Raw genomic sequence first — 12739 nt, forward strand, 5'->3', positions numbered from 1 at the left:
CTAGGCTTCGTGGGGGCGGCCGCTCACCATCCGAAAAGCCGCAAGATCCACCTCCTCCGGCACTGCACCATCCGAAGACGGAGTCGATCCCAGCGGGTGGGCTTGCGGTGGCGTCCCATGGGCGCCCCCTTCCACGACGCTGCCCATTGACCCGGTAGACAGCACGTCGGATTCGGGCCGGGCCCCGAGGGCCGGGGTCCGGAACCGTGTTCCTTGGAAGGGGGCACCCAGAAGAACCTGGGGCGCCGATCACGGACACTAGCGCCTCGAAACCGCCCTCACCGGGGCCAACCGGCCCAAAAGCAACCGTGCGCCCCCCTACGGCAACACGCGCCCCGTGCAAGCCAGTTGGGCATGCGAAAGGGCCCGGCCACTCCGGCGAGTGACCAGGCCCTTGTCAGTCCTGAAGCGGACTACCGCCGGTGCTGCGAGTCCGCCACCGTCACCTCGACCCGCTGGAACTCCTTCAGCTCGCTGTAGCCGGTCGTGGCCATGGCCCGCCGCAGTGCGCCGAAGAGGTTCATCGAGCCGTCGGGCGTGTGGGACGGGCCGGTGAGGATCTCCTCCAGCGTGCCGACCGTGCCGAGGGCGACCTTCTTGCCGCGGGGCAGCTCCTCGTTCACGGCCTCCATGCCCCAGTGGTGGCCCTTGCCCGGACCGTCGGTCGCACGGGCCAGCGGGGAGCCCATCATCACCGCGTCCGCGCCGCAGGCGATCGCCTTGGGCAGGTCGCCGGACCAGCCGACACCGCCGTCCGCGATCACGTGCACGTACCGGCCGCCCGACTCGTCCATGTAGTCACGGCGGGCCGCGGCCACGTCGGCGACCGCCGTCGCCATGGGGACCTGGATGCCGAGCACGTTGCGCGTGGTGTGCGCGGCGCCGCCGCCGAAGCCGACCAGGACGCCGGCCGCGCCCGTGCGCATCAGGTGCAGGGCGGCGGTGTACGTGGCGCAGCCGCCGACGATCACCGGGACGTCGAGTTCGTAGATGAACTGCTTCAGGTTCAGCGGTTCGTGCGAGCCGGAGACGTGCTCCGCGGAGACCGTCGTACCGCGGATGACGAAGATGTCCACGCCCGCGTCGACGACGGCCTTGGAGAACTGGGCCGTGCGCTGCGGGGAGAGCGCGGCGGCCGTGACGACGCCCGAGTCGCGCACCTCCTTGATGCGCTGCCCGATCAGCTCCTCCTTGATGGGAGCCGCGTAGATCTCCTGGAGGCGCCGGGTCGCCGCCTCGGCGGGCAGCTCGGCGATCTCGTCGAGCAGCGGCTGCGGGTCCTCGTACCGCGTCCACAGGCCCTCGAGGTTCAGCACGCCGAGGCCGCCGAGCTCGCCGATGCGGATCGCGGTGGCCGGGGAGACGACCGAGTCCATGGGGGCGGCCAGGAACGGCAGCTCGAAGCGGTAGGCGTCGATCTGCCAGGCGATCGAGACCTCCTTCGGGTCCCGCGTACGGCGGCTGGGGACGACGGCGATGTCGTCGAAGGCGTACGCCCGGCGGCCGCGCTTGCCGCGCCCGATCTCGATCTCAGTCACGTCTGTGGCCTTTCCCTGATGCGTTTCAGCGTCTTCCAGTATCGCCGACGGGTACGACAAGGGCGGCCCCTGTGCTTCCGGGACCGCCCTCGGCCGAGCCTCACGCGCGCGTGCGCGTCACTTGTTGCTGTAGTTCGGCGCCTCGACCGTCATCTGGATGTCGTGCGGGTGGCTCTCCTTGAGGCCCGCGGAGGTGATCCGGACGAAGCGGCCCTTGGACTCCATCTCGCCGATCGTCGCGGCGCCCACGTAGCCCATGGTCTGGCGCAGACCGCCGACGAGCTGGTGCAGCACGTTGGCCAGCGGGCCCCGGTAGGGCACCTGGCCCTCGACGCCCTCGGGCACGAGCTTGTCGTCGGAGGAGACCTCCGCCTGGAAGTAGCGGTCCTTGGAGTACGACCTGCCCTGGCCGCGGGACTGCATGGCGCCCAGGGACCCCATGCCGCGGTACGACTTGAACTGCTTGCCGTTGATGAACATCAGCTCGCCCGGCGACTCCTCGCAGCCCGCGAGGAGGCTGCCCAGCATCACCGTGTCGGCGCCGGCGGCGAGCGCCTTGCCGATGTCGCCGGAGTACTGCAGGCCGCCGTCTCCGATCAGCGGGATGCCCGCCGGACGGGCCGCGAGGGAGGCCTCGTAGATGGCGGTGACCTGCGGGACGCCGATGCCGGCGACCACGCGGGTGGTGCAGATGGAGCCCGGGCCCACGCCCACCTTGATGCCGTCGACACCGGCGTCGATGAGCGCCTGGGCGCCGTCACGCGTGGCGACGTTGCCGCCGATCACGTCGACGGAGACGCTGGACTTGATCTTCGACATCCAGCTGAGGGCGTTGCTGTTGTGGCCGTGCGAGGTGTCGACGACCAGGAAGTCCACACCGGCCGCGGCCAGGGCCTGCGCGCGCTCCAGCGCCTCGGGGCTGGCGCCCACGGCGGCACCGACGAGGAGGCGGCCCTCGGCGTCCTTCGCGGCGTTCGGGTACTTCTCGGCCTTGACGAAGTCCTTGACCGTGATGAGGCCCTTGAGGACACCCGCGTCGTCGACCAGCGGCAGCTTCTCGATCTTGTGCTTGCGCAGCAGCTCCATGGCCTCGACGCCGGAGATGCCGACCTTGCCGGTGACCAGCGGCATCGGGGTCATGACCTCGCGCACCTGACGGGTGCGGTCCGTCTCGAAGGCCATGTCCCGGTTGGTGACGATGCCCAGCAGCTTGCCGGCCGGGTCGGTGACGGGGACGCCGCTGATGCGGAACTTGGCGCACAGCGCGTCGGCCTCGGCGAGCGTCGCCTCGGGGTGCACCGTGATCGGGTCGGTGACCATGCCGGACTCGGACCGCTTCACCAGGTCGACCTGGTTGACCTGGTCCTCGACGGAGAGGTTGCGGTGCAGCACACCGACCCCGCCCAGCCGGGCCATCGCGATCGCCATGCGGGACTCGGTGACCTTGTCCATGGCGGCGGACAGCAGGGGGATGTTGACCCGGACGTTGCGGGAGATGCGGGACGAGGTGTCGACCGCGTTCGGGAGCACCTCGGATGCGCCCGGCAGCAGCAGCACGTCGTCGTAGGTCAGCCCGAGTGTCGCGAATTTACCGGGCACTCCGTCGACGTTTGCAGTCATGACACCTTCCCCAAATGGCCTTGATCGGTGCGGATGTCCATGCTAACGGGAAGGACAGCTGTCTCATTCCACGGTTCCTGCCCGCACCGGGCTTCGTATGTTCGTACGGAAGCGGCGCACCGCCTGTTCAATGAAGGGGCTACTGCTCGGCCAGCGCCCGCAGCCGGCTCAGCGCCCTGTGCTGCGCCACCCGGACCGCGCCGGGTGACATTCCCAACATCTGGCCCGTCTCCTCGGCCGTGAGCCCCACCGCGATGCGCAGCAGCAACAGCTCCCGCTGGTTCTCGGGGAGGTTGGCCAGGAGCTTCTTGGCCCATTCCGCGTCGCTGCTGAGCAGGGCGCGCTCCTCCGGCCCCAGGGAGTCGTCCGGGCGCTCGGGCATCTCGTCGGACGGGACGGCCGTCGAGCCGGGGTGGCGCATCGCCGCGCGCTGGAGGTCGGCGACCTTGTGGGCGGCGATGGCGAAGACGAACGCCTCGAAGGGGCGCCCGGTGTCCCGGTAGCGGGGCAGTGCGAGGAGCACCGCCACGCAGACCTCCTGGGCGAGGTCCTCCACGAAGTGCCGGGCGTCGCCCGGGAGGCGGGACAGGCGGGTGCGGCAGTAGCGCAGCGCCAGGGGGTGGACATGGGCGAGCAGATCGTGCGTGGCCTGCTCGTCCCCGTCGACGGCGCGGTGGACGAGCGCGCCGATCGCCCCTTGGGCATTGACCGCCTCGTCGTCGCGCATCGGTCCATGGTGCCTTGCGGCCGCCGGGTCCGTGGCTCCGCGCCCGTTGTTGTGCACCGAAGCGTTATGAGCAGGTGCGCCGGAACTCATCCCCTGCGCCCTCCCCTTCCGCTCGACCGACTCGTCCCCGAGGAACTCCACACCCTCAAGGATGCGGCATCCGCGGCGAAACGAGCAGCGGGCACCCGGCAGACCCCCGGTCCACCCCCGCCCACCTGGCTTTCCGTGCCCTCACCGCGACCGCCACGACCTGCGCGGTCGCCCCTGGGGCCTGCCGTTCGGATCATCCCGGGGACGCGGGGCCTCGCCTGCGCCCTCCCGAGCTCTCGACCTCGCTCGGGCAGGGACAGATCTCCTCCGGCGGCGTCGTCGGCCGCCGGCTTCCGCACGCGCGTGCAGGGCTCGCGCGGGGGCATCCGCGTGCCCCCGCTCTCCGGCCCGCGCCGGAGGATGCCGCGCGTCGAAGCCGGCCCTGACAAGATGCCGTCAGTTTCCTGCGGCCTGATCCAAACGACAGGCCCTAGCGCACCAGACCCCACCGGAAGCCGAGCGCCACGGCATGGGCCCGGTCCGAGGCGCCGAGCTTCTTGAACAGGCGCCGGGCGTGCGTCTTGACGGTGTCCTCGGAGAGGAACAGCTCACGGCCGATCTCCGCGTTCGAGCGGCCGTGGCTCATGCCTTCGAGGACCTGGATCTCACGCGCCGTGAGCGTGGGCGCGGCGCCCATCTCGGCGGAGCGCAGCCGGCGCGGGGCGAGCCGCCAGGTCGGGTCGGCCAGGGCCTGGGTCACCGTCGCGCGCAGTTCCGCGCGGGAGGCGTCCTTGTGCAGATAGCCGCGGGCACCGGCGGCGACGGCGAGCGCCACACCGTCCAGGTCCTCGGCGACGGTGAGCATGATGATGCGCGCACCGGGGTCGGCGGACAGCAGCCGCCGGACCGTCTCGACGCCGCCCAGGCCGGGCATGCGTACGTCCATCAGAATCAGGTCCGAGCGGTCGGCCCCCCAGCGGCGGAGGACTTCCTCGCCGTTGGCCGCCGTCGTCACGCGCTCGACACCGGGCACGGTCGCGACCGCGCGGCGGAGCGCCTCTCGGGCAAGCGGGGAGTCGTCGCAGACGAGGACGGAAGTCATGGCCGCCCTCCGCAGCTGATGCGCGTCACCTTGAGCCTCCAGGCTGGTACGAAATCGTCACCTGTGCGGTCGACCGTCTCGGACGCCCGCCCGAGCGCTTGTTCCTTCAACCGCCTCGCACTCTCAACGACGGTCACTCGAAAGAGTTACGGGGCCGGCTGCCATCTTCGGCACTCTACGTGAGGGCACGGACACGGTGCAGATATGCGCAACAGACCCTCGAACTTTCATCACAACCTATGCCCCATTCAGACCCATTTCTTCCGCTTTGGCAGTGTCTGGAGCTAGATTCGCAATGAGTCATATTTTCATCTCCTTAGATCGTAGTTGTACGGTCTTGGACACCGGATCCGCCAAGAACGGCTACAAGGGGTCACGTAATGGCAGATTTCTCCCGCCTTCCCGGACCGAACGCGGACCTGTGGGACTGGCAGCTGCTGGCTGCCTGTCGCGGGGTGGACAGCTCGCTCTTCTTCCATCCGGAGGGCGAGCGCGGGGCGGCTCGGAGCGCTCGCGAGAACTCGGCCAAAGAGGTCTGCATGAGGTGCCCGGTGCGTGCCGAGTGCGCTGCCCACGCGCTGGCGGTGCGCGAGCCGTACGGCGTGTGGGGCGGACTGACCGAGGACGAGCGCGAAGAGCTGATGGGGCGGGCGCGCAACCGGCTGGTGTCGGCATCGGCATCGGGCGGGCACGCCGCCTCGAACAACTGAAGGAACGTTTCTGCGAAGAGGCACGCGCACGCGTGCCGTTGGTTTTTGGCGCGGGTGAGCCGTTGCTAGCGGTGGGCGGCCCGGGCCAGCTGGTCGAGCGTCGCCGACACCGCCGGGACCTGCGCGAGGTCGGGCAGGGTGAGCGCGACGATCTCCCGCCGCACCGCCGGCTCCAGCGTCACGGTGCGCGCTCCCCGGGGCCGTACCGACTCGACGGCCAGCTGGGGCAGTACGGCCACGCCCAGTCCGGCCCCGACCAGGCCGACGACGGCCGGGTAGTCGTCCGTGGCGAAGTCGATGCGCGGGGTGAAGCCGGCCGCCGCGCACACCTCGACCAAGTGGCCCCGGCAGCGCGGGCAGCCCGCGATCCACGACTCCTCGGCCAGCTCGCCGATGGCGACGGACTCCGCGCCCGCGAGCCGGTGCCGTTCCGGCACGAGCGCGACGAGCCGGTCCGTCAGCAGGGGCCGTACGACGAGGTCGTCCCACTCCCCGGCGCCCGCCGCTCCCTCGTAGCGGAAGGCGAGCGCCACGTCGCAGTCGCCCTCGCGCAGCAGACCGACGGAGGCGGGGGGCTCGGCCTCCTCCAGGGAGACCCGGGTGCCGGGGTGGGCCGCGCGCAGTGCGGCGAGGGCCGTGGGCACGAGGGTGGAGCTGCCGCTGGGGAAGGAGACGAGCCGGACCCGGCCCGCGCGCAGCCCGGCGATGGCGGCGACCTCCTCCTCCGCGGCCGTGAGCCCGGCGAGGATCCCGGCGGCGTGCCGCACCAGGGCCTCACCGGCCTGGGTCAGGCGCATCTCGCGTCCGGTGCGGATCAGCAGGGGGGTGCCGACGGACGTTTCCAGGGCCTTCATCTGCTGGCTGACGGCGGGCTGCGTGCAGCCCAGTTCGCGGCCCGCGGCGGAGAAGGAGCCGGTGGCCGCGACGGCGCGCAGGACGCGGAGATGACGAGCTTCGATCACCCTTTGAGGATAAGTGACCCTTTGACGGCGTACTGAATAATGCGTCGACGCTTTGAGGGGCGGTCGCTTACCGTGCGGGCATGAAGCTTCTGTCTGTGAATCTGGGCCGTGCCGAGGCTGTGCCGTACACGGACAACCCGGAGGGTGTGACCGGGATCGACAAGCAGCCGGTGGCGGGGCCGGTGCGGGTGTCGGCGCCCGGGCCCAAGGGCGTCGGCGGCAGCGGGCTGGCCGGGGACGCGGTGTGCAAGCTGGAGCACCACGGCGGCAACGACCAGGCGGTGTACGCGATGGCGCGCGAGGACCTGGACGAGTGGGAGCGCGAGCTGGGCCGGACCCTGGCCGACGGCGCGTTCGGCGAGAACCTCACGACGGCGGGCCTCGACGTGTCCGGCGCGCTGATCGGCGAGCGCTGGCGCATCGGGCCCGAGGTGGTGCTGGAGGTCACCTCCGGGCGGATCCCGTGCCGCACGTTCCAGGGCCATCTGGGCGAGAAGGGCTGGGTGAAGCGGTTCACGCAGCGGGGCGCGCCCGGGGCGTATCTGCGGGTGATCGAGCCCGGCGAGATCCGCGCGGGCGACCCGGTCGAGATCGTGCACCGGCCGGACCACGACGTGACGGTGGCCCTGCAGTTCCGCGCGGTGACGACCGAGCGGACGCTGCTGCCGCGGCTGCTGGCGGCGGGCGAGGCGCTGCACCCGGAACTGCTGAGGACGGCGCGGGAGTACGAGGAGAAGTACGGGGACTGACCGCGGCTCACCACGCCCGTCTCCACCGACCCTTCACCACGGACGGCCCCACGGGGAAGCGGAGGTGCGCGGTCCAGGTCACTACGCTTCTGCCATGACAACGGCTCTGATTACGGGATCGACGGCAGGCATCGGGGCCGCGTTCGCGCGGCGACTGGCGGCCGACGGGCACAACCTGGTGCTGGTCGCCCGCGACACCAAGCGGCTGCGGGAACAGGCGACCGAGCTGCACGACCGGCACGGCATCGAGGCGGAGGTGCTGACGGCCGACCTGGCCGGGGACAAGGGCATCGAGGCGGTGGCCGACCGCCTGGGCGACCGCAGGAACCCCGTCGACCTCCTGATCAACAACGCCGGCTTCGGCAACAAGGGCCGCTACCTCGACGTCCCCATGGCCGACGAGCTGACCATGCTGAAGGTGCACTGCGAGGCGGTGCTGCGGCTGACGTCCGCGGCGGCCGAGGCCATGCGGGAGCGCGGCCGGGGCGGCGTCGTCAACGTCGCGTCGGTGGCCGCCTTCCTCCCCCGCGGCACCTACGGCGCGTCCAAGGCCTGGGTCGTGCAGTTCACGCAGGGCGCGGCGCGCGACCTGGCCGGCAGTGGCGTACGGCTGATGGCGCTCTGCCCCGGTTTCGTCCGCACGGAGTTCCACGAGCGGGCCGGCATGGGCACGGACAACATCCCAAGCTGGATGTGGCTCGACGCGGACAAGCTGGTGGCGGCGGCGCTCAGCGATCTGGCCCGGGGGAAGACGGTGTCGATCCCGGACCCGCGGTACAAGGCGCTGATGGGGGCGGCGAAGCTGGTGCCGCGGGGGGTGCTGGGGGCTGTGTCGTCCAAGACGGGGCGGAAGTACGGGCCGCAATAGGCGCCCCGGGGTGCTGCCCGCAGGCGGACTTCATCGCGTCGGCCGCCTCCACCACGAGCGGAACCACGTCCGGTGCCTGTCGGAGAAGGGCGGGCAGGGCCGACACCCACTCGCCGCCCTGAAGGGCCAGGGCGGCGAGCCGTCGGGCCCGTTCGCCGTCGGTCGTCGCGGCCGCGATGCGCGCCCAGGCCCTGGACACCATCGCCGGAACGGAGAGCGTCCCCGCGAGTTCCTCGGCGCGGGCGCACTCTCCCGTCTCGGCCAGCACCTCGACCACGGCGAGCGTCCCTTGCGCGCGGTCGTACGGGTCCTCGATGGTGCGCAGCGTTTCCATGGCACGCTCGTGGTGCCCGAGGGCGGTCAGGGCCTCGGCCACGGCTGTGGCCCCGATGTACCACGCGGACCCGCTCGGCCGGTCCGGTGGCGGCATGGCGTCGAGCGCGGCCCGGGCGGCCTCGCCCTCGCCCGCCGCGGCCAGGGCCCGGACCAGAGCGCTCAGCTCCATCGTGGACGGTTGGTCGTACTCGCCCTCCATCGCGATCACTTCGTCGACGATGCGCCGCGCCCTGTCGGTGCGACCCGTTTCGGTCAGCGTCACGGCGAGCGAGCAGAGCGCCGATGCACGGGCCCCGAGCGCGGCGCCCTTGCGCACCTGGGCCTCGGCCGCTTCCACGTCGCCGGCTTCGGCCAGACCGCAGGCGAACGGCACGACCAGCGGCGACAGGATGCCCGCGAGTGCGGAGTCCGCCTCGTCCTCGGCCGTCATCACCGCTACCGCCCGGGCCACCTCACCGGACCTGGCCCAGCCCTGCACCACCGGGGCCAGGAGGTGTCGCCGCTCGTAGTCGTCAGGTGCCCACCCGGCCAACGTCTCCGCCCGGTCCAGCTGTCCGGTGGCCGTGCGGGCGGCGACCAGCGCCCGCAGGGACCAGATGTACTCCCCTGGAGTGGTGTGGGGCTCGCTCCGGCGGTCCGCGACCAGCGTCCCGGTCCCGTCGAGCACCGAGAGCGCCGCTTCCCGGTGCCCCGCTTCGGCCAGCGCCGTGGCGGCGACGCCGAGTTTCCGGGCGGCCGTCAGCGGATGGAGCACGCGCGTCCGGCTCTCGACGGCCAGCAGGATCCGCGCGGCCTCGTCGCGCCGTCCTGCCCGCGCCAGTGCGGCAGCCACCTCGAGAGACGCATGGGTGTGCTCCACCGGGTGGGCCAGGGAATCGGCGAGACTCCGGGCCCGGTCCGGGTCTCCGGACTGCGCCAGAGATTCGACGACCTCGTAGAGGGCTGACGGGCCCTCCGTCCGCGGGCCGAGGGTGCGTGCCAGCGATTCGGCCCGCTCGACCTCGCCCCCGTCCGCCATGACGCGCACGATCGAGCACAGCGCCGCCGACGCGACATCCGCGGCAGGGATCTGCCGGGCCAGGGCCTCGGCCTGCGCGTAGCGCCCGGCTCTCGCCCGGGCCTCTGCCACTTCCCACAGCGTGTGGTGGTGTGCGCGAGGGGCAAGTATGCCGAGCAGTGCCTCGGCTCGGTCGAGCTCTCCGGCCCGCGCCAGCCGCCTGGTCAACTCCGCCGCGGCCTCCTCGTGGTCCGCCTTGCCGTGCAGGCCGGCCAGGACCCCCTCGGCCCGGTCGAACTCGCCGGCCCCGGCCAGGAGGCCCACGACCTCGTCGGCCTCCGCACGGTCCCGCGCCCACGTCTCGGCCTCGGCGCAGAGGGCATCGGCGCGTCGGTGCTGCCCGGACTCGCGCAGTGCGGAGGCCACCGTGATCAGTGCGGCGGCGCGGGCTTCCGGTTCGATCGCTCTCGCCATCGCCTCCGCCTCGGCGTGCCGGCCTGCCGCCGCGTGGGCCGACAACACCGCGTCCTCCATACCGGTGCGGCACGCCAGGTTCGGTGCGCCGTCGACCAACTCCTGTGCGAGATCCCACCGCTGGGCCGCGAGGCAGGCCTTGCCGACCTGAACGTACGTATGGACATCGAGGTACAGGGTGCTGACCGTCCGCGCCAGCGCTGCCGCCCGGTCGAACTGCCCGGCCCGGGCGAAGAGGCCCGCCACCGCGCAGCGCGCCAGGTCGTCCCGGCTCTGTCCCTCACCCTGGCGCACGGCCTCCGCCGCCTCGACGAGCAGGTCCAGCGCCCCGTCACGGTCGCCCTGTTCCAGCAGCACGTCGGCGACGGCGGCCAGGCCGATGCCCCGGCGATGGCCGTTCGGGAGGCTGCGGGCCAGTGCGACGGCCCGGCCGGTCCGCCCGGCCAGGGCCCAGGCGTGCGGCAGGGAGTCCGGGGCGCCCGCGCTGCGGTCGACCAGCCGTTCCCGGTGGATCGCCAGGCGCAGTGAGTCGAGCGGCCGTCGCGCACCGCGCTCGATGATCAGGTCCTCGGCGAGGTGGATCTCGTTCACGGCGGACGCGTCACTGCCGGTGAGGGCCAGCATGCGCTCCTGGCGTCGGGTGTCCGCCCCGCACCGGAGCATCCGCTCCAGGTCACCGGTGGACCGGAGCATCCGGAAGTACCCCCGCAGCAGATACTCGGGGGTCTCCTCCGGCCAGTCGCGCTCACGCCACTCCTCCGCCCAGGCGTGCAGCTTCGCGCGGTAGTGGTCCATCTCGGACGTGCCGAGCATCTCCTCCGCCTGGGCCTGCAGCTCCTCGTGCCCGAGCAGGTAGACGTCGACCCGCAGGCCGAAGGTCCGCCCCGCCCGGGTGCTCAGGACATCCCGCACCCGGTACGGAACCGCTCCGGTCAGGGCTGCCAGGTCCTCGGCCGTCAGGCCGCCGCCCGCCACCGCCACCAGGCCCAGCAGGTCGTGCTCCAGGCCGCCCGCCTCGATCAGCCGCTTCAGCTCCCGTTCGGCCTCCGCGCGGATCGCACGGGCGTACGGGGACGGCGCCAACGTCCGTACGATCGCGGGATCGCGGAGCGGATGGTCCTCGGGTACGTCACCGGGCAGCGGCGGATTGAGCCGCCCCGCGACCAGGACCCGCATCCCCGCCTCCGGGCGGATGGGCAGCAGACTCGCGATGCTGTGGGCGTCCGGGCCGGTCGTGACGCCGCGGTCCTCGTCCAGGCCGTCCACCAGCAGGACCAGGCGTTCACCGCGCTCGGCGCAGGCGCGGGCGGCGGCACCGTACAGGTACAGGAGATGGGCCTCGCGGGTCGCCACGGTCAGGTGGGCGGGCAGGGCCTCGCCGGACAGCTCCGCCAGCTGTTCGAGTACGACGTCCACATACGCCACGACGTCGTTCTGGGCGCCCAGGCGGGCCGTGATGAAGAACGGGACGATCCGCACGCCCTGCGGAGGGTGCAGGGCGAACCACGACAGCAGCGCGGTCTTGCCCGCCCACGCCTCCGCACGCCACCAGGCGTACGGGGGGCCGGAGTCGGCCGTGCAGAAGGCGGACAGCTCGGCGAGTTCCCGCTCGCGGCCGACGAGTTCGCCGGGGGCGATCCTGCGGACCTGCTCCCAGTACGCCGAGCGCACCTGCCGGGTGAAGAAGAGGCGGTTGTGGTCGCCGGTGACGGCCACCCCCACGTCCCGCCCCGCGGCCACCGACCGCCCCGCCCGCTTCCCCCACCACCGCATGCCGTCATGATGCCAAAGGGCCGAGAGGCACCCACGCGCCCCGCTTGGGATGATGGAGCTGTTCAGCCGGACCCAGGGGGGCCGGAGGCGAGGCCATGACGTTCGTACAGCTCATTGAATGCAGGACCAGCCGGCTCGACGAGATGAACCGGCTGATGGACCAGTGGGTCGAGCAGACCCGGGGGAAGCGGACCGCGACGCACAGTGTGGTGGCGAAGGACCGGGCCGACGCGTCGCACATCGTCGAGATCGTGGAGTTCCCGTCGTACGAGGAGGCGATGCGGAACTCGGGGCTCCCGGAGACCGACCGGATCTTCCAGGAGATGGTGGCGCTCTGCGACGAGACGCCGACCTTCACGGATCTGGACGTGGTGCGCGACGAGCAGCTGAACGCGGCCACCGCGCGCAGGTTCTTCGAGCTGGCGCCCGGCCGGGGCGACGCGCCGCCGTTCAACGACGTGTTCGTCGAGGACTACCACGACCACGATCCCGCCAATGTGCAGGACGTCATCGGGCTGGACGCGGTGCGGCGCGAGGTGGAGGTCTGGCGGGGCGGGTTCGACTTCTCGTTCACGATCGAGGACCAGCTGGCGCAGGGTGACCGGGTGTGCACCCGGTGGACCTGGCGGGGGCACCACAAGGGCGAGTTTCTCGGGATCCCGCCGACCGGGAAGGACGTCACCATGACCGGGACGACGATCCACCGCTGCACCCCGGACGGGAAGATCGCCGAGGGCTGGTGGCAGTACGACCGGCTGGGGCTGATGCAGCAGCTCGGGGCGCTGGACCCGCTGGAGCTGTGAGGCGCGCAGGTACCTGAGGTGAAGCGGGAGAAGCCCCCGTGCCGCCGAGG

General features: G+C 72.0%; 9 protein-coding genes. 4 read left to right on the plus strand and 5 right to left on the minus strand.

The window, feature by feature from the left end; all coding sequences use genetic code 11:
• Positions 1-413 precede the first annotated feature (413 nt).
• The 4 genes from IE255_RS09880 to IE255_RS09895 all read right to left on the minus strand — a co-directional run bounded on the left by IE255_RS09880 (position 414) and on the right by IE255_RS09895 (position 5017).
• Positions 414-1538 carry a GuaB3 family IMP dehydrogenase-related protein gene (locus IE255_RS09880; protein ID WP_190049813.1) on the minus strand — a complete coding sequence of 375 codons (1125 nt, stop codon included), beginning with the start codon at positions 1536-1538 and terminating at the stop codon, positions 414-416.
• Positions 1539-1655: 117 nt separating this feature from the next.
• A complete protein-coding gene (gene guaB, locus IE255_RS09885; protein WP_190049814.1) occupies positions 1656-3158 on the minus strand; it encodes an IMP dehydrogenase in 1503 nt (500 codons plus the stop codon).
• 139 nt (positions 3159-3297) lie between these two features.
• On the minus strand, positions 3298-3885 hold the full coding sequence (locus IE255_RS09890; protein WP_010036508.1) for a sigma-70 family RNA polymerase sigma factor: 588 nt from the start codon (positions 3883-3885) through the stop codon (positions 3298-3300).
• Between the two features lie 520 nt (positions 3886-4405).
• Positions 4406-5017, minus strand: coding sequence for a response regulator transcription factor (locus tag IE255_RS09895; protein ID WP_003948568.1), 612 nt, complete (start codon positions 5015-5017; stop codon positions 4406-4408).
• Between the two features lie 380 nt (positions 5018-5397).
• On the opposite strand from IE255_RS09895, the gene IE255_RS09900 reads away from it, so the two are divergent.
• A complete protein-coding gene (locus IE255_RS09900) occupies positions 5398-5727 on the plus strand; it encodes a WhiB family transcriptional regulator (RefSeq protein ID WP_107455880.1) in 330 nt (109 codons plus the stop codon).
• A 65-nt stretch (positions 5728-5792) separates the two neighbouring features.
• Here IE255_RS09900 and IE255_RS09905 read toward each other — a convergent pair whose 3' ends face one another.
• A complete protein-coding gene (locus IE255_RS09905; protein ID WP_190049815.1) occupies positions 5793-6689 on the minus strand; it encodes a LysR family transcriptional regulator in 897 nt (298 codons plus the stop codon).
• A gap of 80 nt (positions 6690-6769) precedes the next feature.
• On the opposite strand from IE255_RS09905, the gene IE255_RS09910 reads away from it, so the two are divergent.
• The 3 genes from IE255_RS09910 (at position 6770) to IE255_RS09920 (ending at position 12689) form a co-directional block, all read left to right on the plus strand.
• Positions 6770-7438 (plus strand): MOSC domain-containing protein, encoded by a 669-nt coding sequence (locus IE255_RS09910; RefSeq protein ID WP_190049816.1) that lies wholly within the window; start codon positions 6770-6772, stop codon positions 7436-7438.
• Positions 7439-7532: 94 nt separating this feature from the next.
• Positions 7533-8306 (plus strand): SDR family NAD(P)-dependent oxidoreductase, encoded by a 774-nt coding sequence (locus IE255_RS09915; protein ID WP_190049817.1) that lies wholly within the window; start codon positions 7533-7535, stop codon positions 8304-8306.
• 3675 nt (positions 8307-11981) lie between these two features.
• A complete protein-coding gene (locus tag IE255_RS09920) occupies positions 11982-12689 on the plus strand; it encodes an ester cyclase (RefSeq protein WP_190049818.1) in 708 nt (235 codons plus the stop codon).
• Positions 12690-12739: the final 50 nt, after the last annotated feature.

Source organism: Streptomyces lomondensis (assembly GCF_014651035.1).
GTDB lineage: Bacteria > Actinomycetota > Actinomycetes > Streptomycetales > Streptomycetaceae > Streptomyces > Streptomyces lomondensis.